The sequence below is a fragment of the Bradyrhizobium sp. CCBAU 11357 genome (assembly GCF_028128865.1).
Taxonomy (GTDB): Bacteria; Pseudomonadota; Alphaproteobacteria; order Rhizobiales; family Xanthobacteraceae; genus Bradyrhizobium.
Map to the genome: position 1 here is coordinate 225,161 of NZ_LBJW01000109.1, position 24,728 is coordinate 249,888.

Annotated in this window: 27 protein-coding genes; 6 read left to right on the forward strand and 21 right to left on the reverse strand. The window is 64.5% G+C overall.

Translation table 11 applies throughout. The annotated features are described in order from the left end of the window. Positions 1-134: 134 nt before the first annotated feature. The 4 genes from XI05_RS29530 to XI05_RS29545 form a co-directional block, all read right to left on the reverse strand. Positions 135-1,727, reverse strand: a complete 1,593-nt coding sequence (locus XI05_RS29530; protein ID WP_271508342.1) for a class I adenylate-forming enzyme family protein — start codon at positions 1,725-1,727, stop codon at positions 135-137. Positions 1,728-1,870: 143 nt separating this feature from the next. Next, positions 1,871-2,455 (reverse strand): NnrU family protein, encoded by a 585-nt coding sequence (locus XI05_RS29535; RefSeq protein ID WP_271508343.1) that lies wholly within the window; start codon positions 2,453-2,455, stop codon positions 1,871-1,873. Positions 2,456-2,525: 70 nt separating this feature from the next. After that, the gene (locus tag XI05_RS29540; RefSeq protein WP_271508344.1) at positions 2,526-3,104 is read right to left on the reverse strand and encodes a hypothetical protein; all 579 of its coding nucleotides are present in this window, start codon (positions 3,102-3,104) and stop codon (positions 2,526-2,528) included. Positions 3,105-3,277: 173 nt separating this feature from the next. Next, complete coding sequence (locus tag XI05_RS29545; protein ID WP_172786423.1) at positions 3,278-4,900, reverse strand: peptide chain release factor 3; 1,623 nt, start codon at positions 4,898-4,900, stop codon at positions 3,278-3,280. Positions 4,901-5,073: 173 nt separating this feature from the next. Here XI05_RS29545 and sugE point away from each other — a divergent pair, with 173 nt between their 5' ends. Then, the gene (gene sugE, locus XI05_RS29550; protein ID WP_172786422.1) at positions 5,074-5,388 is read left to right on the forward strand and encodes a quaternary ammonium compound efflux SMR transporter SugE; all 315 of its coding nucleotides are present in this window, start codon (positions 5,074-5,076) and stop codon (positions 5,386-5,388) included. Here the strand turns inward: sugE and XI05_RS29555 are convergent. From XI05_RS29555 to XI05_RS29585, 7 genes are all read right to left on the reverse strand, one after another. After that, the gene (locus XI05_RS29555) at positions 5,381-6,385 is read right to left on the reverse strand and encodes an inorganic phosphate transporter (RefSeq protein WP_271508345.1); all 1,005 of its coding nucleotides are present in this window, start codon (positions 6,383-6,385) and stop codon (positions 5,381-5,383) included. The genes sugE and XI05_RS29555 overlap by 8 nt on opposite strands. A gap of 9 nt (positions 6,386-6,394) precedes the next feature. After that, complete coding sequence (locus XI05_RS29560; RefSeq protein WP_166816744.1) at positions 6,395-7,039, reverse strand: DUF47 domain-containing protein; 645 nt, start codon at positions 7,037-7,039, stop codon at positions 6,395-6,397. A 155-nt stretch (positions 7,040-7,194) separates the two neighbouring features. Further along, on the reverse strand, positions 7,195-8,163 hold the full coding sequence (locus XI05_RS29565; RefSeq protein WP_172786420.1) for a branched-chain amino acid ABC transporter permease: 969 nt from the start codon (positions 8,161-8,163) through the stop codon (positions 7,195-7,197). A 1-nt stretch (position 8,164) separates the two neighbouring features. Further along, on the reverse strand, positions 8,165-9,028 hold the full coding sequence (locus XI05_RS29570; RefSeq protein WP_036000843.1) for a branched-chain amino acid ABC transporter permease: 864 nt from the start codon (positions 9,026-9,028) through the stop codon (positions 8,165-8,167). A 76-nt stretch (positions 9,029-9,104) separates the two neighbouring features. After that, the gene (locus XI05_RS29575; RefSeq protein ID WP_271508346.1) at positions 9,105-10,325 is read right to left on the reverse strand and encodes an ABC transporter substrate-binding protein; all 1,221 of its coding nucleotides are present in this window, start codon (positions 10,323-10,325) and stop codon (positions 9,105-9,107) included. Between the two features lie 55 nt (positions 10,326-10,380). Continuing rightward, a complete protein-coding gene (locus XI05_RS29580) occupies positions 10,381-11,127 on the reverse strand; it encodes an ABC transporter ATP-binding protein (protein ID WP_271508347.1) in 747 nt (248 codons plus the stop codon). After that, complete coding sequence (locus XI05_RS29585) at positions 11,120-11,875, reverse strand: ABC transporter ATP-binding protein (RefSeq protein WP_172786417.1); 756 nt, start codon at positions 11,873-11,875, stop codon at positions 11,120-11,122. Before XI05_RS29585 ends, XI05_RS29580 begins: the two co-directional genes overlap by 8 nt. Before the next feature lie 305 nt (positions 11,876-12,180). Between XI05_RS29585 and XI05_RS29590 the strand changes: the two genes are divergently transcribed. Next, positions 12,181-12,861: a hypothetical protein gene (locus XI05_RS29590; RefSeq protein WP_271508348.1), complete on the forward strand. Its 681-nt coding sequence runs from the start codon at positions 12,181-12,183 to the stop codon at positions 12,859-12,861. A gap of 3 nt (positions 12,862-12,864) precedes the next feature. On the opposite strand, the gene XI05_RS29595 is transcribed toward XI05_RS29590, so the two are convergent. Beyond that, positions 12,865-13,224, reverse strand: coding sequence for an ArsC family reductase (locus XI05_RS29595; protein WP_271508349.1), 360 nt, complete (start codon positions 13,222-13,224; stop codon positions 12,865-12,867). A gap of 106 nt (positions 13,225-13,330) precedes the next feature. Between XI05_RS29595 and XI05_RS29600 the strand changes: the two genes are divergently transcribed. Further along, entirely contained in the window at positions 13,331-13,702 is a 372-nt protein-coding gene (locus XI05_RS29600; RefSeq protein ID WP_172786414.1) for a tRNA-binding protein, read from the forward strand. 7 nt (positions 13,703-13,709) lie between these two features. Here XI05_RS29600 and XI05_RS29605 read toward each other — a convergent pair whose 3' ends face one another. Next, positions 13,710-14,414 carry a glutathione S-transferase family protein gene (locus XI05_RS29605; protein WP_271508350.1) on the reverse strand — a complete coding sequence of 235 codons (705 nt, stop codon included), beginning with the start codon at positions 14,412-14,414 and terminating at the stop codon, positions 13,710-13,712. 75 nt (positions 14,415-14,489) lie between these two features. After that, a complete protein-coding gene (locus XI05_RS29610) occupies positions 14,490-14,636 on the reverse strand; it encodes a hypothetical protein (protein WP_175424029.1) in 147 nt (48 codons plus the stop codon). Positions 14,637-14,800: 164 nt separating this feature from the next. Between XI05_RS29610 and XI05_RS29615 the strand changes: the two genes are divergently transcribed. Further along, the gene (locus tag XI05_RS29615) at positions 14,801-15,004 is read left to right on the forward strand and encodes a hypothetical protein (RefSeq protein ID WP_271508351.1); all 204 of its coding nucleotides are present in this window, start codon (positions 14,801-14,803) and stop codon (positions 15,002-15,004) included. Between the two features lie 6 nt (positions 15,005-15,010). On the opposite strand, the gene XI05_RS29620 is transcribed toward XI05_RS29615, so the two are convergent. Beyond that, a complete protein-coding gene (locus tag XI05_RS29620) occupies positions 15,011-15,682 on the reverse strand; it encodes a DUF429 domain-containing protein (protein ID WP_271508352.1) in 672 nt (223 codons plus the stop codon). A gap of 1,168 nt (positions 15,683-16,850) precedes the next feature. Here XI05_RS29620 and XI05_RS29625 point away from each other — a divergent pair. Together XI05_RS29625 and XI05_RS29630 are read left to right on the forward strand one after the other, a co-directional pair. Beyond that, entirely contained in the window at positions 16,851-18,176 is a 1,326-nt protein-coding gene (locus XI05_RS29625) for a TROVE domain-containing protein (RefSeq protein WP_271508353.1), read from the forward strand. A 105-nt stretch (positions 18,177-18,281) separates the two neighbouring features. Then, positions 18,282-19,622: an RtcB family protein gene (locus XI05_RS29630; protein WP_271508355.1), complete on the forward strand. Its 1,341-nt coding sequence runs from the start codon at positions 18,282-18,284 to the stop codon at positions 19,620-19,622. Between the two features lie 70 nt (positions 19,623-19,692). Here XI05_RS29630 and XI05_RS29635 read toward each other — a convergent pair whose 3' ends face one another. The 6 genes from XI05_RS29635 to XI05_RS29660 form a co-directional block, all read right to left on the reverse strand. Further along, on the reverse strand, positions 19,693-20,214 hold the full coding sequence (locus XI05_RS29635; RefSeq protein ID WP_212257510.1) for an RNA polymerase sigma factor: 522 nt from the start codon (positions 20,212-20,214) through the stop codon (positions 19,693-19,695). Next, positions 20,211-20,420 carry a YgaP family membrane protein gene (locus tag XI05_RS29640; protein ID WP_271508357.1) on the reverse strand — a complete coding sequence of 70 codons (210 nt, stop codon included), beginning with the start codon at positions 20,418-20,420 and terminating at the stop codon, positions 20,211-20,213. Before XI05_RS29640 ends, XI05_RS29635 begins: the two co-directional genes overlap by 4 nt. A 94-nt stretch (positions 20,421-20,514) precedes the next feature. Then, entirely contained in the window at positions 20,515-21,699 is a 1,185-nt protein-coding gene (locus XI05_RS29645) for a serine hydrolase domain-containing protein (RefSeq protein WP_271508359.1), read from the reverse strand. A 69-nt stretch (positions 21,700-21,768) separates the two neighbouring features. Then, a complete protein-coding gene (locus XI05_RS29650) occupies positions 21,769-22,461 on the reverse strand; it encodes a GNAT family N-acetyltransferase (RefSeq protein WP_271508361.1) in 693 nt (230 codons plus the stop codon). A 4-nt stretch (positions 22,462-22,465) separates the two neighbouring features. Then, entirely contained in the window at positions 22,466-22,813 is a 348-nt protein-coding gene (locus XI05_RS29655; protein WP_172786405.1) for a Lin0512 family protein, read from the reverse strand. A gap of 174 nt (positions 22,814-22,987) precedes the next feature. Continuing rightward, on the reverse strand, positions 22,988-24,652 hold the full coding sequence (locus tag XI05_RS29660; RefSeq protein ID WP_271508363.1) for an acetolactate synthase large subunit: 1,665 nt from the start codon (positions 24,650-24,652) through the stop codon (positions 22,988-22,990). Positions 24,653-24,728 lie beyond the last annotated feature (76 nt).

Sequence of the window (24,728 nt, forward strand, 5' to 3'; positions counted from 1 at the left end):
GCGCCAAGGCGTTCGCGTCAGGAATCCCGTCCCCGCGTGGCGGCGAGGTAGCCTAACGATATGGCGGTGGCAAGGCAAAGCGAGCCCGATCAAGGCGTTAACCACCCGGGACAGCCCGGATGCCGCTGCCCGGCTCAAGCTCCCAGCAGCTCCCGCAGCTGCCGCTTCAGCACCTTGCCGTTGGCGTTGCGCGGCAGCGGGTCTGCCGTGATCGCGATGGTTTCGGGAACCTTGTAGTCGGACAGGCGCTCGGCGCACCAGGCGCGCAGGTCCGTATCGGCCACCGGCTGTCGCGTCACCACCACGGCGTGGACGCGCTCGCCCAGCACCGGACAGGCCTTGGCGATGATTGCACTCTCGACCACGGCGGGATGGCCGGCCAGCACCGATTCGACCTCGGCCGAATAGATCTTCAGGCCGCCGCGATTGATCATGTCCTTCTGCCGGTCGAACACGCGAACGAACCCTTCCGCATCGACCGAGCCGAGATCGCCCGAATGCCAGAATCCGCCCGTGAAGCTTTCGGCGGTGGCCTTCGGATTGTTCCAGTAGCCCTTGATGACGGAGGCGCTCTGGATCCAGAGCTCGCCGATCTCGCCGGGCGGCAGCTCACGTCCGTCCGGGCCCATCACCACGATGCGCGCGCCGGGGCACGGCAGGCCGACGCTGTCGATATGGAGCTCCGTCAGCTCGCCCGGCATGATCGTCGAGGGCGACGTCGTTTCGGTCGCGCCGTAGCAGTTCATCAGCTTCAGGCCGGGAATCTTCGCCTTGAGCTTCTCGATGGTGGCGACCGGCATCGGTGCGCCGCCGAAGCCGCCGATGCGCCAGCTCGACAGATCGTAGCCGTCGAAATCGGGCTGGAGCAGGCAGAGATTGTACATCGCCGGCACCATCACCGTGTAGGTCACGCGCTCGCGCGCGGCGAGCTTGAGGTAATCGGCGGCCTTGAACTCGGGCATGATGATCAGCGCCCCGCCGCAGCGGATCATGGTGGTGATGTTGGCGACGACGCCGGTGACATGGCCGAGCGGCACCGCCGCGATCGAGCGATCGGCCTCCGTCAATTGCAGGCAGGACACGAACACCATGGAGGAATGGACGATGCTGCAATGGGCCAGCATCGCGCCCTTCGGCTTGCCCGTGGTGCCGGAGGTGTAGAGGATCATCGCGGTGTCCTCCTCGCCCACCTCGATCGGTGCCACGGCCGGCGGGTTGTCGGCGAGCCCTGCGAAACGCGACAGAGCCGGGTCATCGGCGACGGCGATGCGATGGATCACATCGGGCATATCATGCGCATCGGGCAGCCGCTCGGCGAGCGCGGCTTCGTGGATCAGGATCTTGGCACCGCAATCCGCGAGCACATAGGCGATCTCCGGCTTCTGCTGGCGCGTGCTGAGCAGCACGGTGACCAGCCCCTCATGCGCGGCGGCAAACAGCAGCAGCGGAAATTCGATGCGATTGCCGAGCAGGATCGCAACACGATCGCCGCGCTGCAATCCAAGCTTGCGAAATCCCGCAGCGATCCGCGCGGCCTGCTCCACCGCGTGGCCCCAGCTCAGGCGGACATTGCCGCAGATCAACGCTTCGCCCTCGGCATTGCGGGCGCAGGCGTCCGCGATCATCGCCCAGAGGCTCGATGGCCGATCGCAAAACGCCGGCACTACTCGATCGCCAAAGCGCGCCTCGGGCCGCATCGGCGGGATCTGAGATTGCGACCAGTCCATCGGGATGCCCTCGGCTTGTTGCTCTTGTTATCTTCTTATCTTCCCCGCATGGACATCCGGGTTTCGTCTTGTGCTGACCGGCTGACTTGATTCTTGCGCATGATCTTATCGGAAAATCGTTGCACACTTTTCCGGATCATGCGCTAAACCCCGATCACGGGCGCACCGATCACCACCGGATGGAACGCGAAGGCCAGGGCCAGATAGGCGACCACGCCGACCGCTACCGCGATCAGATCGTTGGTGACGCCGCCGACCGGAATCGGCGGGCCGCCGGCGTCGGTGCGAGCTTTAAGCGAGATGCGGTCATAGACCGCCCAGCCCAGGAACGAGCCGAACAGGATGATGGAGCCGAGATCGCCGTTGGCCAAAAGATGCGCCGCGGCCCACAGCTTGATACCGGCCAGCATCGGATGCTTCAGCGTCGCGTAGATGCGGCCACGCATGTAGGACGCCACCACGAGGATGACTGCAGGCAGCATCAAGGCCAGCGTGATGTGCTTCATCGCCTTCGGCGGATACCAGACGTCGATCCAGCCGGAGCTGCGGTAGTGGGAATAGCCCCAGATGATCAGCGCCAGCCCGGCCAGCGAGACCGCCGAATAGAGGAGCTTGTAGGTCCCCTCGCCCAGCCTCGCGATCGCCTGCGCGCGCGCCTCTCGTTTGGTTGTAAAAATATGGGATGCAAAAAACAGCACCAGCCCCAGGATCATGACCAGCAGACCCACGACATCCTCCCCGCAGAGCAACCCCCGCCTCTGAGGTATCATCGATTGGCTGCCGCTCGCAACTCGGGCGCTACTTGCCGAGCTCCCGATTGTCGACATAACGGATGGCGATGGGTCGCCCGGCCAACGCCCCGCCAAGACCGCTCGTGAACTTCAGCGGCAGGCAGGCCTTCAGCGATGAATTGATCGCATTGAGATAGGTCGTCCGGGTGTCCGCCGGCACACCCGCAGTCGCGTATGTGAGGCGCGGCGGGCCGATCAGGCCGCCGGCCTTGTTGAAGCTGAAACGCACCGACATCTGCATGCCCGTGCGCGCACGGTCCGATGGCGGCGACCAGCAGCTGCGCAGCGCGGCGAAGAGGTCGCCGATCGTGTCGAGGTCGTGATCGGGCTTTTGATATTTGGCGCGGTCAGCTTCCGCCGGCACGCTTTCGATGGTGAGTTGGAGGTTCTGGCCGTAAGGGTAATCAATCTCGGGAATGCATGGCCCGGGTTCGAGCGGGCTGCAATAGGACGGCGTGCAGGGCTCGCCGTCGAGCACGCTGCAAGGCTCGTGCGCGAACGGGATCGGATTGATCTGGCGCGGCCGTGCGTCGACGACGATCGTCGAGATCGTCAGCAGGATCAGAACGAGAATGCCGCGCCACATGGAGTGAGCTCGTAGGGTCACATGAGTTGAAGGTGGCATTGCCTCCAACAACGTCAAGGCTATCGCCGTTCACGTGCGCGCGTTGGAATCGAGAGGCTGCGGCGTACTGGATTCCCCGCCTTCGCGGGGAATGACAGCTGAGCGTGTGGCGGCAAAGCGCCCGAAATGCTGCCCTACCCCTTCTTCTTGACGTCCTTGACGTTGCTGAACTCGATGCCCTCGGCCCGCTCCCGGGTGTAGCCGAGATAGAACTCGTTGCGGGCGAGATAGACGGGATCGCCGTCGACGTCGTCGGCGATGCTCGAAGTATTGGCGGCGATGAAGGTGTCGAGCTTCTTGCGGTCCTCCGAGGAGACCCAGCGCGCCAGCTGGAACTCGCTGACCTCGAACTCGACCGGCAGCGAATATTCCGCCTCGAGCCGCGCCTTGAGCACGTCGAGCTGCAGCGCGCCGACCACGCCGACCAGCGCCGGGGCGCCATCGCGGGGGCGGAACACCTGCACGACGCCCTCTTCCGACATCTGCTGCAGCGCTTCCTTCAGCTTCTTCGCCTTCATTGCGTCGGTGAGACGGACGCGGCGGACGATTTCCGGCGCAAAGCTCGGGACGCCGACGAAGTTGAATTCCTCGCCCTCCGTCAGCGTGTCGCCGATGCGCAGCGTGCCGTGGTTGGGGATGCCGACGACGTCGCCGGCGAAGGCTTCGTCCGCGACCGAGCGATCCTGCGCGAAGAAGAATTGCGGGCTCGACAGCGGCATGCTCTTGCCGGTGCGCACCAGCTTCGCCTTCATGCCGCGGCTGAGCTTGCCCGAGCAGAGGCGCGCAAAGGCGATGCGGTCGCGGTGGTTGGGATCCATGTTGGCCTGGATCTTGAACACGAAGGCGCTCATGCGGGGATCGGTGGCCTCGACCTTGCGCTGGTCGCTGTCCTGCGCGCGCGGCTCGGGCGCGAACTTGCCGAGGCCTTCCAGGAGGTCGCCGACGCCGAAATTGCGCAGCGCACTGCCGAAATAGACCGGGGTCAGATGGCCCTCGCGGAACGCTTCCAGCTCGAACGGCTTCGACGCCGCGGTGACGAGCTCGAGCTCGTCCTTCACGGCGGAGACGTCGAGATTGGCGTTGAGCTTGGCCAATTCCTCGATCGCGATCTGCTGCGCCGCGCCGGTCTTGGCGCCGCCGCCTTCGAGCAGACGTACGCCGCCATTGACGACGTCATAGGTGCCGAGGAAGTCGCGGCCACGGCCGACCGGCCAGGTCATCGGCGTGGTGTCGAGCGCCAGCGTCTTCTCGATCTCGTCGAGCAGCTCGAACACATCGCGGCTCTCGCGGTCCATCTTGTTGATGAAGGTGATGATCGGGATGTCGCGCAGCCGGCACACCTCGAACAGTTTTCGGGTGCGCGCCTCGATGCCCTTGGCCGCGTCGATCACCATCACGGCGGAATCGACCGCCGTCAGCGTGCGATAGGTGTCCTCCGAAAAGTCCTCGTGGCCCGGCGTGTCCAGGAGGTTGAACACGAGGCCCTCGAACTCGAAGGTCATCACCGAGGTCACGACCGAGATGCCGCGCTCGCGCTCGATCTTCATCCAGTCCGAGCGCGTGTTGCGCCGCTCGCCCTTGGCCTTGACCTGGCCGGCGAGATTGATGGCGCCGCCGAACAGCAGCAGCTTCTCGGTCAGCGTGGTCTTGCCGGCGTCGGGGTGGGAGATGATCGCAAAGGTCCGCCGCCGCGCCACCTCAGCGGCAAGCGGGGAACGGGCCGGCGATTCGGCTGTGGTGGTGGCGATGTCGGACATGGCGGGAGCGTGTGGCAGGGAAAACGGGCCTGATCAAGCCTCATTTGGTGATTGCGGAGACTTCCGGCCAGCCCCATATCGGCGCTTGGATTTATCAGTCTTGGGGGAGGACGGCCTCCCTGCCCACCAGCACCTCAGCCGCGGGGACGACCCTGCCTTGATGGAGGGTCGTCATGGCCTGGAGCATCCTGTTCGTCGCCGGCCTTCTCGAGATCACCTGGGCGATCGGCCTGAAATACACCGAGGGTTTCAGCAAGCTTGTTCCGTCCGCGGTCACGCTTGCGGCCATGGCCGGCAGCGTCATCCTGCTCGGGCTTGCGCTCAAATCCCTGCCCGTCGGAACCGCCTATGCGGTCTGGACCGGCATTGGCGCGGTCGGCACGGCGACGCTCGGCATTGTCCTGTTCGGCGAGCCGGCTACGGCCTTCCGCCTCGCCAGCATCGGCCTGATCGTCGCCGGCATCATCGGACTGAAGCTCGTTACCTGACGAGCTGGACCACCCACCAGGTCAGCGCGGCCACGATGGCCGAGGCCGGGATCGTGATCACCCAGGCATAGACGATCGAGCTGGCAACGTTCCAGCGCACCGCCGAGACGCGACGGGCAGCGCCGACACCGACGATGGCCCCAGTGATGGTGTGGGTGGTCGAGACGGGAACCCCGAGATAGGTCGCCATGAACAGCGTCACCGCGCCCCCGGTCTCGGCGCAAAAACCCTGCATCGGCGTCAGCTTGGTGATGCGCAGGCCCATGGTGCGGACGATGCGCCAGCCGCCCATCAGCGTGCCCAGCGCCATCGCCGCCTGGCAGGACAGCACCACCCAGAACGGCACCGAGAAGTCGCTGCCGAGATGGCCCTGCGAATAGAGCAGCACGGCGATGATGCCCATGGTCTTCTGCGCGTCGTTGCCGCCATGGCCGAGCGAATAGAGCGAGGCGGAGGCGAATTGCAGGATGCGGAAGGCGCGGTCGACCGCGAACGGCGTCGAGCGCACCGACGCCCAGGACACGATCGCCACCAGCAACATCGCGAGCAGGAAGCCGACCAGTGGCGACAGCACGATCGCCAGCACGGTCTTGGACAGGCCGCTCCACACCGCGGCCGAAATGCCGGCCTTGGCCATGCCGCCGCCGACCAGCCCGCCGATCAGCGCGTGCGATGACGAGGACGGAATGCCGAGCGCCCAGGTCACGAGGTTCCAGACGATGGCGCCGACAAGCGCCGCGAAGATCACCTGGGCGTCGACGACCGCGGGATCGATGATGCCGGTGCCGATGGTCTGGGCGACGTGCAGCCCGAACACCAGGAAGGCGATGAAATTGAAGAAGGCGGCCCAGAACACCGCGAATTGCGGCCGCAGAACGCGGGTCGAGACGATGGTCGCGATCGAATTGGCGGCGTCGTGCAGGCCGTTCAGGAAGTCGAACAGCAGCGCGACGGCGATCAAGCCGACCAGGACGGGAAGACCCAACGCGGCATCCACGGCGAGGCCCTATACTTGCTCGATGACGATGCTGTTGATTTCGTTCGCAACGTCATCGAAGCGGTCCGCCACCTTCTCGAGATGGTCGTAGATCTCGACCCCGACGATGAAATCCATCGCATTGCCGTCGCGATGCTTGAGGAACAGCTCCTTCAGCCCGATATCGTGGAGATCGTCGACCCGCCCCTCCAGCTTGCCGAGCTCTTCCGTGATCGCGGTCAGCATCGCGACGTTCGGGCCGATCGACTGCATCAAAGGCAGCGCGCGTCCCACCAGATTGGCGCATTCGATCAGGAGTCCGCCGATCTCGCGCATCGGCGGCTCGAAGGCGCGCACCTCGAACAGCATCACCGCCTTGGCTGTCTGCTGCATTTGGTCGATGGCATCGTCCAGAGAGGTGATCAGGTTCTTGATGTCGCCGCGGTCGAACGGGGTGATGAAGGTGCGGCGCACCGCCGTCAGCACCTCGCGGGTGATGTTATCCGCGTCGTTCTCGAACTGGTTGACGCGCTGGCAATAGACCGGCGTCTCCTCACCCCCATTGAGCATGCCCTGCAGGGCGATTGCGCCCTGGATCACGGTCTGGGCATGCCGGTCGAACAGGTCGAAGAACCGTTCTTCCTTGGGCAGGAACGCACGAAACCATCGCATCATGGGGATAGGCTACCGGTTGAAAATGGTCAGGCCCGCGAGGGGCTGTCATAAAACTGTCATAGACCATTTTCGATCCGCGCGCGTCATCTCACGCCCGCGGAGCCGGATCATCCACCGCTTTCCTGCACCAATGAAATTGGTGCAATATCAGTCGCTTAGAGCGACCGCCGGAAGTAATGCGCGATTTCGCCGATGACGCCGCGGCGGAAGGTGAGCACGCAGACCACGAAGATCGCGCCCTGGATCACCGTCACCCACTGGCCGAAACCCGCCAGATATTGCTGCATGGCGATGATCACGAAGGCGCCGACCACAGGACCGAAAATGGTGCCGAGCCCCCCGACCAGGGTCATCAGCACGACCTCCCCCGACATCGACCAGTGCACGTCGGTGAGCGAGGCATTCTGCGCCACGAACACCTTCAGCGCGCCGGCAAAGCCGGCGAGCGTCCCCGACAGGACGAAGGCCAGGAACTTGTACTGGTCGGTGCGGTAGCCGAGCGAGATCGCGCGCTGCTCGTTCTCGCGGATCGACTTCAGCACCTCGCCGAACGGCGAGTTGATGATGCGGAAGATCAGGAGGAAGCCGGCGAGGAAGCCGACCAGCACGACATAGTACAGCACCGTCGGCTTGGAGAGATCGAGCAGGCCGAACATGCGTCCCTGCGGGATGCCCTGGATGCCGTCCTCACCATGGGTGAACGGGGCCTGGAGATAGATGAAGTACAACAGCTGCGACAGCGCCAGCGTGATCATCGAGAAATAGATGCCCTGGCGGCGGATTGAGATGTAGCCCGTGATGATCGAGAGCACGAACGCCGCGGCCACGCCAACGAGAATGCCGAGCTCCGGCGGCAGCGCCCACACTTTCAGCGCATGCGCGCTGCAATAGCCGGCTGTCCCCAAGAACATGGCGTGGCCAAACGACAGCAGGCCGCCATAGCCGACCAGCAGGTTGAACGCGCAGGCGAGCAGCGCAAAGCACAGCGCCTGCATCACGAAGAACGGGTAGAGGCCCGTGAACGGCACCGCTGCGAGCAGCAACGCCATCGCCACGAACACGGTCATCTCGTCGCGCATCGCGCGCGGGGTTGTCGGCAGCGTGTCGTCCGTCAGGGTTGTCATCTCAGGCCGCCCTTCCCGTCAATCCCGTTGGCTTCACCAGGAGCACCAGCACCATCAGCACGAACACGACGGTGTTGGAGGCCTCGGGGTAGAAATACTTGGTCAGGCCCTCGATCACACCGAGCGCGAAGCCGGTGATGATGGAGCCCATGATCGAACCCATGCCGCCGATCACGACCACCGCGAACACGACGATGATGAGGTCGGCGCCCATCAGCGGCCGCACCTGGTTGATCGGTGCCGAGAGCACGCCGGCGAGCGCGGCAAGACCGACGCCGAGACCGTAAGTGAGCGTGATCATGCGCGGCACGTTGATGCCGAAGGCGCGCACCAGCGTCGGATTCTCGGTGGCGGCGCGCAGGTAAGCGCCGAGCTGCGTCTTCTCGATCAGGAACCAGGTCGCGAGGCACACCGCCAGCGAGAACACGACGACCCAGCCGCGGTAGATCGGCAGGAACATGAAGCCGAGATTCATGCCGCCCCTGAGCTGGTCGGGGATGGCGTAAGGCAGACCCGAGGAGCCGAAATAGTTCTGGAACACGCCCTGCACGATCAGCGCGATGCCGAAGGTCAGGAGCAGGCCGTAGAGATGATCGAGCCCGGTCAGCCATTGCAGCATGGTCCGCTCCAGGATCATGCCGAAGATGCCGACGATGATCGGCGCCAGCAACAGCGCCCACCAATAGTTGATGCCGCCGAGGTTCAACAGGAAATAGGCGACGAAGGCGCCCATCATGTAGAGCGCACCATGGGCGAAATTGATGATGTTGAGCATGCCGAAGATGACGGCAAGCCCGAGACTGAGCAGCGCGTAGAACGAGCCGTTGATCAGTCCCACCAGTAGCTGAGCGTAAAGAGCCTGCATCGATCCCGCACCCGGTCCCTTGTCGTCGTTCCCCAAGAGCAAGCCGGCGCCGTTGCGCCGGCTCGCATCGTCACACTTACTTCTTCACGAGCGGACAGACGCTCTCGGACAGCGGCCGGAACGCCTGATCCGCGGCCGTCGTGCCGATCAGCTTGTAATAGTCCCAGGGCCCTTTGGATTCCTCGGGCTTCTTGACCTCGAACAGATAGGCGGGATGCAGCTTGCGACCGTCCCCGCGGATCGTTCCCTTGCCGAACAGCTGATCGTCCGTCGGCATCTCCTTCATCTTGGCGACCACCTTGGCCCCGTCATGCGGATTGCCGCCCATCGCCTCGAGTGCCTTGAAATAGTGCAGCAGACCCGAATAGACGCCGGCCTGCACCATCGAAGGCATCGCCTTGTTCTTCATGCGCTCGGAAAAGCGTTTGGAGAAGGCGCGCGTGCCGTCATTCAGGTCCCAGTAGAAGGTCTCGGTGAAGTTCAGTCCCTGCGCCACCTTCAGACCGAGCGAGTGCACGTCGGTGATGAAGAGCAGCAGGCCCGCAAGCTTCTGACCGCCCGAGACGATGCCGAACTCCGCCGCCTGCTTGATGGTGTTGGTGGTGTCACCGCCGGCATTCGCCATGCCGATGATCTTGGCTTTGGAGGCCTGCGCCTGAAGCAGGAACGACGAGAAGTCGGCAGTATTCAGGGGATGCTTGACATTGCCGATCACCTTGCCGCCCGACTTCACCACGACCGCGGCGGTGTCGCGCTCGAGGGCATGGCCAAAGGCGTAGTCCGCGGTGAGAAAATACCATGTGTCGCCGCCCGACTTCACCAGCGCCTGCCCGGTACTGTTGGCCAGCATATAGGTATCATAGACCCAGTGGATCGTGTTCGGCGAGCATTGCGCGTTGGTGAGATCCGACGTCGCCGCACCTGTGTTGATCAGGATGGAATTCTTCTCTTTGACGATGTTGTTCACCGCCAGCGCAACGCCGGAGTTCAGGACATCCATGAAGATGTCGACCTTCTCGACGTCGATCCATTGCCGGGCAATCGTGGAGCCGATGTCGGGCTTGTTCTGATGGTCGGCGGAGATCAGGTCGAGCTTCCAGCCTTTGGCAGCGAGCCCGGAGTCCTCGATCGCCATCTGTGCGGCGACGGTCGAGCCAGAGCCGCCGAGATCGGCATAAAGTCCCGAATTGTCGGTCAGCACGCCGATCTTGATGTTCTTGTCCTGCGCGACCGCGCCACCTGCCGCGCCGAGCGCCAGGGCCGTCCCGAGCAACATTGCCGAAATGCTGTGCTTCATAACCCGCCTCCCAATATTCCTTTGATAGTTACTCTCGATCGTCCGCCCTGCTCGGCTACACGCCGAGATAGGTGTGGAGCTTGTCCATGTTGGCGGCAAGCTCGGAATTGGAAAATCCGTCAATGATCTTGCCGTGTTCGACCACGTAATAGCGGTCGGCGACGGTGGAGGCGAAGCGGAAATTCTGCTCGACCAGAAGGATCGTGAAGCCCTCCTTCTTGAGCCGCGCAATGGTGTGGCCGATCTGCTGGATGATGACGGGCGCGAGGCCCTCGGTCGGCTCGTCCAGCATCAGGAAGCTCGCGCCGGTGCGCAGGATGCGCGCGATCGCGAGCATCTGCTGCTCGCCGCCCGAGAGCTTGGTGCCCTGGCTGTTCAGCCGCTCCTTCAGGTTCGGGAACAACTCGAAGATCTGCTCGAGCGACAATCCGCCTTCCCGGATCACCGGCGGCAGCATCAAGTTCTCGCGGACGTCGAGACTGGAGAATATGCCCCGCTCTTCCGGGCAGAAGGCGATGCCCATGCGCGCGATCCTGTCGGAGGTCGCGCGGATGATCTCCTGGTTGTTGAACTTCACCGAGCCGGTGCGCTTGCCGATGATGCCCATGATCGACTTCAGCGTGGTGGTCTTGCCGGCGCCGTTGCGCCCGAGCAGGGTGACGACCTCGCCCGCATTCACGTCGAAGTTGATCCCGTGCAGGATGTGGGACTCGCCGTACCAGGCTTCGAGGTTGCGGACTTGCAGGATGTTCCCGCCGGTCGCAGCCTTGGCCGGAGCCTCGGCGATCGCAGTGTCAGGCATGACCGGCTCCCAGGTAAGCTTCCTTAACGCGCTCGTCCTTGGTGAGCTCGGAGTAATGACCCTGCGCGAGCACCTGCCCGCGCGTCAGCACGGTGATGATGTCGGAGAGGTTGGCCACGACGCTCAAGTTATGCTCGACCATCAGGATGGTGTATTTCGCGGAGATGCGCTTGATCAGCGCCGCGATCTTGTCGATGTCCTCGTGGCCCATGCCGGCCATCGGCTCGTCGAGCAGCATCATCTCCGGGTCGAGCGCGAGCGTGGTTGCGATCTCGAGCGCCCGCTTGCGCCCATAGGGCATCTCGACCGCGGGCGTATTGGCAAACTCGCTGAGGCCGACGTCGCTCAAAAGCTCGCGCGCGCGATCGTTGAAGCGGTTGAGCACCGACTTGGAGCGCCAGAAGTCGAACGAAGAGCCATGCTGGCGCTGCAGCGCGACGCGGACGTTCTCCAGCGCGGTGAGATGGGGAAACACCGCCGAAATCTGGAACGAACGGACCAGACCCATGCGGGCCACATCCGCCGGCGCCATCGCGGTGATGTCCTGCCCCTTGTACAGGATTTTCCCGGCCGAAGGCTTGAGGAACTTGGTCAAGAGATTGAAGCAGGTCGTCTTGCCGGCCCCGTTCGGGCCGATCAACGCATGAATGCTCCCACGGCGAACCTTGAGCGCAACGTCGCGGACGGCGAAGAAGCCCGCGAACTCCTTGGTCAAGCCTTCCGTTTCGAGAATGAACTCATCGGCCAAACAGTTTTCCCCCTGCCCGCGCGGCGCGTGGCTGTCCTTGTTGCTTCGGCTGTCCGGAGGACTTGCAGCCCACCGGGGCGCCGCCTCCGGGCGCGGAATATGCCGGAGGTGACGGGGGTTAGGCAAGGCGGAAAGCTGAGCAGGTCAGGCCTTCGGCTGGGATACAAATGCTCCCTTAGTCGCAGAGGTCGATGTCGTGCCTGCCCGGCCTTCCCGGTTCGCAAGGCACCGGCCATCAAGCCGTCGTTAACGGTCTTTCGTCTCCCGCGCCAGCCTTCATCAATAATTTCCCCGCAAGCCCGATCATGCGCGGGTTTTCACGTGCGGAGAATATTGCTTTGGATTTTGCAAGCGCGGCTCCCTCCGTCGTCAAGTCGATCCGGCAGCGCGATCTCCTGAACACGTGGCTGCGACTTTATGCGCGTCAGCAGATCGCGCCGGCGATCTGGGAGTATCAGCCCGCACGGCTCGAGGAGGAGCTGTCGGATCTGATCTACTATACGGTGGAGCTTTCGACGCCGACGCCGCGTCTCGTCATCCAGAGCGAAGGCACGCGCATCTCGCGTGCCTATGGGCATACCGGCAGGGGCGTTTCACTCGATGACTATGTCGGACCTCGGCTCGCACCCTACGTGGTGCCGGTCTATCTCGAATGCGTCGCGCGCGGCCTTCCGGTCTACAGCGTTGCCGACGTCGACGACACCTATGGCCGCATCGTCGCGTATGAGCGGCTGCTGCTGCCGTTCCTGACCGACGGCAGGGTCAGCCACGTCATCGCGTCAGTGAAGACGTTCTGCGAGGACGGCGGCTTCGAGATCAGGAATCTGATGCGCGGAAATGACGCGCTGCCGCGCCCGAAGCTGCGGGCCGTGATCGACCGCGAGCTGTTTCATCGCGCCCCCGGCCGCATCGCACCCGCCGAGACGGTCGAGTTCGCGGACCAGCCGGGCCCCGCTATCTCCAACGAGATCATCGAGCTGAACTAGCCGTCAGCGCGCCTTGCCGACGACCTCCTTGGCATAGATATCCGGCTTGAAGCCGACCAGCAGCTTGCTGCCGATCTCGAGCACCGGCCGCTTGATCATCGATGGTTGCGCTAGCATCAATGCCAGCGCCTTCTTCTCGGTGAGGCCTTCCTTGTCAGAATCGGGGAGCTTCTTGAAGGTCGTCCCGGCGCGATTGAGCAGGGTCTCCCAACCGACCTTGTCGGTCCACTGCTTGAGCCTGTCCTTCTCGACACCCGCGGCCCTGTAGTCGTGAAACGCATACGCCACGCCATGGGCATCGAGCCAGGCGCGGGCCTTCTTCATGGTGTCGCAGTTCTTGATGCCGTAGATGATGGTGGGCAAGACAGTCCTCGCGCATGGCGTATCGGTGATGTGCGTGGCGTTGTACGAAACTCCGCGTCGCGCGACAATATTGCGGCACGCGCCAACTCTTTAAACGGACATCACCATGCACGTCACCCACGATCCCGCAGCGGCCGCCGCACCGACCATCGATTTCGACACTTTCCTCGCGGTCGACGTCCGTGTCGGCACCATCGTCGACGCAAAACCGTTTCCGGAAGCGCGCAAGCCGGCCTGGCGGCTGTGGATCGATTTCGGCCCCGCCATCGGCGTGCGCAAGAGCTCGGCCCAGATCACTGAAAACCACCCGCTCGAAACCCTCGTGGGGCAACAGGTCGCGGCCGTCGTCAATTTTCCGCCGCGCCAGATCGGCCCGGTCGTCTCCGAGGTGCTGACGCTCGGCTTCCCCGATGCCAACGGCAAGGTCGTGCTGGTGCAGCCGAGCAAGCCGGTGCCGAACGGCGGGCGGCTGTTCTAGGGATGGTCTACGGCCGCTGCGGAATGTTCAATCCGCGTTGCACCGCCGGACGCGCAAGCCCGCGCTCGAGCCAGGCACCGACCGCCCTGAACTGGGTGAACTCGACGAGATCGCCGGCGCCATAAAAGCCGATGAGATTGCGCACCCAGCCGAGCATGGAGATGTCGGCGATGGTGTAGTCATCGTCCATGAACCATTGCCGGCCGGCGAGATGCACATCCATCACGCCGAGCAGGCGCTTGGCTTCGGCGACGTAGCGGTCGCGGGGCCGTTTGTCCTCGTAATCCTTGCCGGCGAATTTGTGGAAGAAGCCGACCTGGCCGAACATCGGCCCGACGCCGCCCATCTGGAAGTGCAGCCACTGAAGCGTCTGGTAACGCCGCGCGGCATCCTGCGGCAGCAGCTTTCCGGTCTTTTCGGCGAGATATTGCAGGATCGCCCCGGACTCGAACAACGGCAGCGGCCTGCCGCCGGGGCCGTTCGGATCGAGGATCGCCGGGATCTTGCCGTTCGGATTGAGCGAGAGGAATTCGGCCGTCTTCTGATCGTCCTTGCCGAAATCAACGAGGTGGACTTCGTAAGGAAGCCCGATCTCCTCCAGCATGATCGAGACCTTGACGCCGTTCGGCGTCGGCAACGAATAGAGCTGGAGTCGTTCGGGATGCTTGGCTGGCCAACGCTTGGTGATGGGGAAGACGGACAGATCGGACATCGGGACCTTTGCATGGACTGAGGCGTGCTCAATCTAGGCAAGATACCGCAGTGCGCAAGTGACTTCCGGCTGTGCTTAGGGCGGCAGCGTCGCCATTGCTACGATCGGGGGCTTTGCTTCACGCTGCAGCCGAGATTCGATGAACCGTTGACCCGTGATCAACAGCAGGGCCGTAAAGGCGATCGCGAGCATCGCGGTCGCCAATTGGCACACGTCGTACATGGTATGATGTCCCTCGACAGCCTCTGGCGTAGAACGTCGGCTCAGGCGCCACGTTCCAGGCGGCACTAATATAATGCTATTTTTTCCCGATCTCGCTGCGAAGCGATCGTGCTGTTCCGGCGGCTTGCGCAGGGACCAATGGCTCCCTCGCGCGTTGTCGCTCGATGAACATCGAGAAACGCGCCCTGCTCGACCACGCTGAACGCTGTCGCCGCGTCGCGAACGATCTCGCCCACCGCAAAGCCGCGCAACGGTTGCGGACGATGGCCGACGAGTACGAATCGCGAGCAACGAGACTGGACGACGAGGGTGGCTCATATCCAGACCCCGACAGCCGCGGTCACCTCGAAGGCGAGGTCGAGGGCTGATCGCCGTCAGAAGTTGATCTCCATCCGCAATCCGCGCGGATCGATCCTGCCGTCACCAACGGATTGCGCGCTGTCGCGCGCTGCGACGGCGCAGGCACAGGCGTCGATGAGATCGTCGCGACCGATCCCGGTGCCGTGGCGAAGCGTGAGCCATCTCTCGACCTCAGTGAAGCCGCGGTCTCCCAGCAACGCGATGCGCCGCTCGCGCCCCCGCGGCGAGGTCTTCGGTTCGAGCCGCACGCGCCCTGCCAGATTCCAGAAGATCAATTCCGGATGCGCTTCGCCGATCGTCTCCTGCCGCGCCGGCGTCATGGCCTCATCGACTTCCCTGATCTTGTCCCTGATATTCCAGAGCTGCGCCGACACGCCCCTGCCCTCGCCTTCGTGCTTCCAGTAATGGCGATTGGCCGCCGCCAGGTCCGGAAAGGTCCAGAGGTCGCGGCGCGCGCCGAGAAACACGGCGGGGCCGATCAGCTCCCGTGCGCGCAAATCGCAGGCACGATAGCCGCTCACGTTCAGTCCGATCGGCATGTCGATCATCGCGCGGGCGTGCGGCAATGCGAGCAGACGCGTCAGGCCAGGCGAATAATCGAAGCCGTGATCGCCGCGCGCGTCGATCCACGCTGCGACCCAGCCGAAACGAAATCCGTCGAGCCCCAAATAGGTTTGGCAAGTCATGCGTCCGTCAATTTCAGTTTCCGCGCGCGTCTCGCTTGACATCCGCAAGTTGCGGGCGTATGTCCCGCGCCCTCGCAAGCACTTCCGTTTGCGACAGACACCATGAACCGAGCGATGTCGTACCGCTACGAAAGAATTGTCCGCACGCCGAATAGCCACAAGCTATTCGATTGCGCATGCCCGGCTCATGGGAGCGATCTTGCCTGACCGCAAGATCGACAGTCCGCTTCTCACGGACCCTCCCGAGCCTGCCGCTCCGGAGGGTTTTTTGTTGCCCGCCGCGCGGCCCAACCGAACAACCCGGCAATGGCCGGAACGGGAGACCCGGATCCCGGGGCTCGCGCTGAGAAGGCGCGTGTCCAAGTGCGCGGGGCCTGCCGGAGGGAACGAGGCGATGAGCCGGACACCGATGGCAGAGCGAATCCCTTCAGGGTTCGCAAAGTGCGGCGCGTCGACAGCGCCGCGATCGAATTTATGTAGCTCGGTTTGCCGCGAGTGGTCGCGGCTCAACCGACGCTGGTGGTGAGGATATCGAATACTTCACACGATGGAAGAGCGGGCTCGAACTTCGCCTCTGACTTACGCGCTCTGCGCTATTGTCACAGGTGGAGGACACTTGGTTGCCATCCCAACAAGGCGATATCGCCCGTTCCCCAGCGTACCCAACAAAGGCCGATGCGAAGGCGTCGGCCTGGCGGTGGTGAAGATGTCTGTTACTTCGTGGTGAAGGCGCGAAAGCGCCGAGCAGGTTCGAATCCTGCGCGCCGAAAGGCGGATCGCCCGCAAGGGCAGCAACAGCATCGCCCGTTCCCCGCCAACCCCATCACGGTCCGTGGTGAAGATTTCTGTTACTTCGCCTGCAACGCGAGAGGTCGCGGGTTCGAATCCCGCCCGGTATTCCATGCACCGGTAGCTCAGAGGATAGAGCGCTTTCCGGCGAGCTTCGGCTCGCTGGGTACAGCAATCGCCTGTTCCCGGATCGTGTCCTAGCCACCGCCGGTGGTGAAGAGCGCTGTTACTTCGTGAATCACACTGTCGGAGGTTCGACTCCTTCCGGACGAAAGTCCGTAGCTCAGCGGTAGAGCATGTGGAGCCCCTCGTGGGCAGGACAGCCTCGCCTGTTCCCCGGCACCGTTTCATGTCCCCGTCAACCCAAGAGGAGGCCGTCATGGTCAGGCTCAACAAGATCGTTCGCGCCTTCACGCGGGAGGGCGCGCGTGCAAGGCGCTTCACGCCCGAGATGGAGCTGAAGCGGGCACTGATGAACTGCCTCCTGTGGGAGGACCAGTTCTATGAGGACGGCGTTGCGATCGCCGACCGCATCAAGGCCCTCGTGCCCAAGGTCGCGCCGGAGCGCGTCGCGCAGCTCGCGATCGAGGCCCGCGAGGTGATGAAGCTGCGGCACGCACCGCTCCTCGTCATCCGCGAGATGGCGCGGAACGAGAAGCACCGCGCCCTCGTCGCGGACACGCTCGCGCAAGTGATCCAGCGTCCCGACGAGATGACGGAGCTGCTCGCGATCTACTGGGCGGACGCGCTGGGGCCGATGCAGCAGCGCAAGCGTCAGCCGGTCTCGGCTCAGGTCAAGAAGGGTCTTGCCCGGGCGCTGACCAAGTTCGACGCCTACCAGCTCGCCAAGTGGGACCGCGACGGTGCGGTGCGGATCACGGACGTCTTGTTCCTCGTGCACGCCAAGCCCAGGGATGCCGAGCAGGGCAAGGTGTGGAAGCAGCTCGTCGATGGCGAGCTCTCTTCCCCCGACACCTGGGAGGTTTCGCTGTCGGCCGGCAAGGACAAGCGCGAGACCTTCGAGCGGCTGATCGCCGAACGAAAGCTCGGCGGCCTCGCGCTGCTGCGCAATCTGCGCCTGATGCAGACTGCGCAGGTCCCGCGCGAGACCATCGCAGGCGCGATCGAGGCGATGCGGACGGATCGTATCCTTCCCTATCGCTTCATCACGGCGGCACGCTATGCGCCGGACTTCGAGCCCGAGCTCGAGGCCGCGATGCTCAAGTCAGTCAAGGACCATGTGCGGCTTCCGGGCCGTACCCGGCTCCTGATCGACGTGTCGGGCTCGATGTTCGCAACCCTCTCCGCGCAGTCGGAAATGACGCGCGCGGAGGCGGCGTGTGGCCTTGCCATCCTCGCGCGCGAGATCTGCGACGACGTCGAGATCTTCACCTTCTCCGACAGGGTGGTGAAGGTCCCTCCCCGCCGCGGCTTCGCGCTTCGAGATGCGATCATCGACTCGCAGCCGCATAGCGGAACCTGGCTCGGCAAGGCGGTGGCGGAGATCGACCGCAAGGGCGATCGCCTGATCGTCTTCACCGACGAGCAGAGCCACGACCAGGTGCCCGAGCCCAAAGCGCGCGGCACCATGGTGAACGTGGCCTCGTATCAGCACGGTGTCGGCCACGGCGCCTGGACCCGCGTCAACGGCTTCTCTGAGGCCGTGGTCGCGTGGATCGCGGCGTCGGAGACGGCGTTGAACTGAGCGCAACGACAATGGCCCCGGACGCGAGCCGCGCCCGGGGCCAGCAAATCTCTGAAATGATCCGCCCGCCCCGTTATGGCGCACGCGGAATGACAAGGACCTACCATGCGACGACCCGATCCCTACATGGAACGCGCCCGCGAGCTCTGCCTCGCCGCCGGTGTCGATCCCGATTCGCGCGTCGGCGAAGGACGCGGCCAGCCGGCCTGGTGCCTGTACAAGGACGCCGCGCGCAAGGAGCATCTTGCCCGCGAGGCTAACGCGACCGCGAGCTCGATCGCCGAGTTCCGGACGCAGGACGCCCGCTTCCAGAATGCGCCGCTGAAGGTGTTCGGCCCGCACGAGGATGCGACGATCGCGCAGATGCGCAACTGCATGGCGATCGGCAACGTCGTCTCCGGCGTGATCTGCGCCGACGGGCATCTCGGCTACGCCCAGCCGGTCGGCGGGGTCATCGCCTATGAGAAGCAGATCAGCATCTCCGGCGTCGGCTTCGACATCGGCTGCGGCAACATGGCGGCTCGGCTCGACACCCGCTTCGACGACATTGCGGAGATCGCTCCCACGATCATCCGCGACGTCGCCAAGGTGATCTCGTTCGGCGTCGGACGTGCCAACGCGGAACGGGCCGAGCACGACCTGTTCGACGACAGCGACGCCTGGCGCGAAAGCGACATGGAGGACTACCGTCAGAAGGCGGTGAAGCAGCTCGGCACGGTCGGATCGGGCAACCACTATGTCGACCTCATGCGCGACGAGGAAGGCTTCGTCTGGATCGGCGTCCACTTCGGCAGCCGCGGTCTCGGACACACCTCCGCGACGCGCTACCTCAAGGCCGCCGGCGGCAAGGACGGCATGAACGTCCCGCCCGCCGTAGTCGACGAGGACAGCGAGCTCGGCCGCCGCTACATCGCGGCGATGCAGCTCGCCGGGCGTTACGCCCATGCGGGCCGTGAGTGGGTCGTCGAGCGCGTCCGCCGGATCATCGGTGGCAGCGTCACCGAGAGCGTGCACAACCACCACAATTATGCCTGGCGTGAGACCCACGGCGGCAAGGATTTGTGGGTGGTGCGCAAGGGCGCGACCCCGGCGTTTCCCGGCCAGAAGGGATTCGTCGGCGGCTCGATGGGCGACGACGCCGTCATCCTCGAAGGCGTCGACAGCCCGGAAGCCAAGGCTTCGCTCTACTCGACCGTGCACGGCGCCGGCCGGCTGTTCGGACGACGTGAGGCGAAGCGGCGCTTCTCGCGCGAGGAGATGGACCGTTGGCTGAACGAGCGCGGCGTCACCTTGATCGGTGCCGACCTCGACGAGAGCCCGATGGCCTATCGCCGCCTGCCGGACGTGCTCGCGCAGCACGCCGGCACCGTGCGGGTGCTGCACACGCTGCGGCCGTTCGCCGTCGCCATGGCCGGCGAAGGCGAGTTCGATCCGTGGAAGGATTGAAGCGAAACCGTGGGCGGGAGGCGATGTCTCCCGCCCACGTCACTCCATACTTTTTAAATTCAATCGTCTCTCATCTCGTCAGATATTCCCGCATCAACGCGCGGGCGCGATGCAGCCGCGCCTTCACGGTCTGCCTGGTCGCGCCGAGCGCGGCGGCAATCTCATCGATCGTCATCTCCTTGACGTCGCGCATCAGCGCGACATCGCGATAGTGCGGCGGCAGCGCCTCGAACGCCGCCGCGACGTCGAGCCGCAGATCGGCCTCAGGGCGCAACAGCAGTGCGGCCTCCGCCTCGCCCTCATCGACAGCCGGCACAAGGCCGGCCCGGCGTGCGAGCCGCAGGCATTCGCGCCTGACAACGCTGAACAACCAGGCCGACAATGCCAGCAGCGAACGAATCGTGCCGACGTGACGGAACAGGATCCACAGCGCCTCCTGCGTCGCATCCTCGGCGTCCGCCGAGCTGCGGCAGGTCGCGCGCGCGTAGCGGCGGATGTCCGGCTGCGCCGTCTCGAGCAGGCGCGCGATCGCCCTGATATCGCCGAGCCGTGCGGCCTCGAACAGACTTGGCGAGATCGCCGCCGCACTCACGACATCCCTCCCTTGCCGATGCCCGCCATCGCGCACATCGGGCAATAACCGACGAGACCGGTCAGCGCGAAGCCGGCGCCACCGAGCGCGACCAGCCATGCCGTCGCGCCGACGAGATAGACGAACGCCGCAACCGCGACCGCGATACCCAGGACGACCCGCACCGCCTGATGCAGTCCGCCGATGTTCTTTCGATAGAATCCCATCACATCCTCCGACATGGACCGAGACCGATTGCCTCGACCATCAAGAGGACGCGACGGCCAAAAAGGATTCGCGCTGACGGAAGATTCTTTGCGATCAGCTTCCGACAGCCTGATAGGCCAGGCGCTTGAACTCGAAGAAGAACGGATTCCAGAAGCCCATGTAGCGCTGGGCCATCAGGACGCCGGCCGTATTGGCCTCCGGGCAGATCCACCAATGGGTGCCGGCCAAGCCGCCCCATTGGAATTCGCCGGTCGAGCTCGGCGGATCGAACGGCGTCGGCGCGAAGGTGACGGCGCCGCCGAGGCCGAAGCCCTTGCCGGGGATCGGGCCGAGATTGGCGAAGCGGATGGTTTGCCCTGCCGGAAGCTGGTTGGTCATCATCTGCCGCAGCGTCCCCGGCTTGAGCAGCGCGTCAGACCCGGGCAACAATGCTCGGACCAGCGCGAGCATGTCCGGCAGGGTCGAGACCAGACCACCGCCGCCCGAGAGCCGCGGGAACGGCCGTCGATAGGCTTGCGGAAACGGCAGATTGTCCGCGCGCGTCAGGCCGGGCTTCATGGGATCGAGCACATCGGCGCCGTTGTAGAGCGCGACCAGCCTGCCCCGCCGGGCCTCGGGGACATAAAAGCCCGTGTCGGTCATGCCGAGGGAATCGAAGATGCGGGCCTTCAGGAAGGCATCGAGCGGCTGGCCGGAGACAACCTCGACGATCCGGCCGAGCACGTCGGTCGCCACCGAATATTCCCAGGCCGTGCCGGGGTGATAAGACAGCGGCAGGTCGGCGAGCTTGTCGATCATGTCGCTGAGCGGCGTCAGCGGATTGAGCACCCGCGCCTCGTTGTAGCCTTTGAACAGCACCGTGCCGGGATCGAAGATGCCGTAGCTGAGACCCGAGGTGTGGGTCAGGAGCTGGCGGATCGTGATCGGGCTCTCTGCCGGCTCGACATCGGCGAGGCTCGAAGCGCCCTGCTTCAGCACCTTGCGATTGCCGAGCTGCGGCAGGAATTTTTCGACTGGGTCATCGAGCCCGATGCGGCCTTGCTCCACCAGCAGCATGATCGCGCAGGTGACGAAGATCTTGGTGTTGGAGAACGCGCGGAAGATGTGGTCGGGCCGCAGCGCAGTGTTGGCCTCGCGGTCGGCAAAACCGACGCATTGCTGATCGACCACCTCGCGGCCGCGCAGCACGGCCCAGGATACGCCCGGGATGATCTCCTGATCGACGTAGCGTTGCATCGCCGTCCGTACGGCGGAAAAATCAGGCGTTCTGGCGTCCATGTGCTCCCCCCAATTGTGGTTGGAATCGATATAGCGCGACTTGCCGGGATATGAAGCCCACCGCGCAGCTCAAACCTGCTTCATCAGCACGGTGACGCGCAGGCGCCGCCGAATCCGCATGCCCTGCCGCTGGTACAGCGCAATGGCGGACGTATTGTTCGAGAACACGTGCAGGAACGGAATTTCCCCGCGCGCCTCGATCTGGCGCGCGACGGCGGCGAGCAATGCCTGCGCGTAGCCGCGACCGCGATGATCGGGATGCACGCAGACCGCCGTCATCTCGGTGAAATTGCCCGGCTTCATCCGCTCCCCGGTCATGGCGACCAGCTCGCCGTGCGCGCGGATGCCGAGGAAGGTGCCGAGCTCGTGTGTCCGCGCCGCGAACGGCCCGGGCTTGGTCAGCTCGGTCAGCGCCATCATGGCGGGAACGTCGGCCGCGCCCAGGCGGACGATCTCCGCATCACGCAGCGACGTGTCGGCGGGCGAGCCGATCATCTGCTCGCCGGTCTCGGCGAGCAGCACCTTGAAGCCGGCGGGAATTTCGACCGGCTCGGGCGTGAACAGCACCGCGACTTGCGAGCCCGACATGAGTTCGCCGAGCGCCGCAAAGCTTGCGGCGGACATGTCTGGCATATCGGCAAACGGCGTCATGTCCACGGGATAGCGCAGAGCCTGCGGGCCGCCCTCCGCCAGATGCTTGTGGCTCGTCGTCAACGCGCTCCAGATCGGGCGATCCAGCAGCGCCTCATTGCTCGCCGACATCGGTCTAGTCCCTGTCGAAGCTGACGATGACGGCGGCGTTGGCAATGAGGATGGGGTCGTTGGCCACTTCCGTGGCCGATGGAATCTCCAGCCCGCCTTTGACCGCGGTCACGGTCACCGTGCCGTAAGGCAGCTCCTTGGCGACAGCCTCCTTGTCGACGGCTTCGGGATTTGGAACCCCGATCGTGACGTCCACGAACATGTCGTTCGCGGTCTTGCCGATCATCCGGAAGAAGCCGAGGCTGGAATGCCTGATGGCATCCGACACCGCCCGCTTCGCCGCCTTGGTGGCGTCCCGGCCGTGGACGTCGACGCCCATGCCCATCTCGGTGACACAACGAATGCGAGTCATTTCATAGTCCTGTGGTTGGTTGCATTGACGCAAATTGTTATCGCATTCGCGCTGATCGGCAACCTTCGCCATTGCGAGGAGCGAAGCGACGAAGCAATCCAGACTGCCTCTGCGGAACGATTCCGGATTGCTTCGCCGCGCTCGCAATGACGGGTGTGGCAAGAGTATCCGGAATCACCCCTTCGCCTTCTCGTGTGCCCGGAGCTCATCGACCAGTACGCGCACGTTCTCCGAATAGTCCACCGGGATCGAGACCAGATGCACTCCGCCTTCCCTGAAGGCGGCGTCGAGCGTCGGGCCGAAGCTGTCGATCGTCTCGATGCGATGACCCTTGGCGCCATAGGCCTTCGCATAGAGGACGAAGTCGGGATTGCCAAAAGTCATGCCGTAGTCGGCAAAATGATCCACCGCCTGCTTCCAGCGGATCATGCCATAGGCGTTGTCCTCCAGCACCAGCACGACCAGGTTGAGCTTGAGGCGGACCGCCGTCTCCATCTCCTGGCTGTTCATCATGAAGCCGCCGTCGCCGGCAACCGCAAGCACGCGGCGGTCGGGATAGAGCATCGCAGCCATCATCGCCGACGGCAGGCCGGCGCCCATGGTCGCCAGTGCATTGTCGAGCAGCAGCGTGTTGGCGACGCGGGTGCGGTAATTGCGCGCGAACCAGATCTTGTACATGCCGTTGTCGAGCGCGACGATGCCGTTCTCGGGGATCACCTGGCGGATGTCGTGCACGATACGCTGCGGCGTCGGCGGCCAGCGCGCCTCGGTGGCGCGGTCGGCGATGTGCTTCAGGATCTCTTCGCGGAGCGGGAGCAGCGCCGCTGCCTGCGGCAGCTTGCCCTCGAGCCGGTCCGCCAGCAGCTCCAGGCTCGGGCCGACGTCGCCGACGACCTCGGCATCGGGGAAATAGACCTGCTCGACGCTCGCCGGCGTGTAGCTGACGTGAATGACCTTTGGCCCAGAAGGCCCCATGATGAAAGGCGGCTTCTCGACCGGGTCGTGACCGATCGCGACAATCAGATCGGCGGCATCGATCGCGTCGTGAACGTAATCGCGCTCCGACAGCGCCGCAGTGCCCATGTAGAGATTGGTGCCGCCGGGCACGGTCCCCTTCCCCATCTGCGTGGTGAAGAACGGAATGCCGGTCCGCCGCACGAAGCTTGCGATGCCATGCGTCGACCGCGGCCGGCTGGTCGCAGCGCCCATCATCACCAGCGGGCGCCTTGCGGCCATGATCATCTCGGCGGCGCGGTCGAGCGCGGCGCGATGGGCGACCGGGATTTCAATCGGGTGAACGGGGATCACCGGGACATCAAGCACCTCGTCGCCGGCGATGTCCTCGGGCAGCTCGAGATGCACCGGACCCGGACGCTCCTCCATCGCCGCGCGGAACGCATCGCGCACCACGGTCGGGATGCTCGAGGCGCTGACGATCTGCCGCGACAGTTTCGTGAGCGGCTTCATGGTCGCGACCACGTCCACGATCTGGAAGCGCGCCTGCCGGCTGCTCATGATCGGCTTCTGGCCGGTGATCAGGATCATCGGCATGGCACCGAGATGCGCATAGGCCGCGCCCGTGGACAGGTTGAGTGCACCGGGGCCGAGCGTCGACAGACAAACGCCGGGCTTGCCGGTCAGCCGCCCATGCGTGGCGGCCATGAAGGCGGCGGCCTGCTCGTGCCGCGTCAGGACCAGCTCGATCCGGGAAGCGCGCAGCGATTCGACCAGATCGAGATTCTCTTCGCCGGGAATGCCGAAGATGCGGTCGACACCTTCATTCTCCAGTGCCGCGACGAACAGGTCCGATCCCTTCGCTTTGCGTTGCTGGCCGCTCATGTCGCCTCCGCTCGTTGTGCTTGGCTCTCGAGTTCCAGTAGAGCCGGCGCATGGTAGCGGTCCGCGGCTCCGGCAC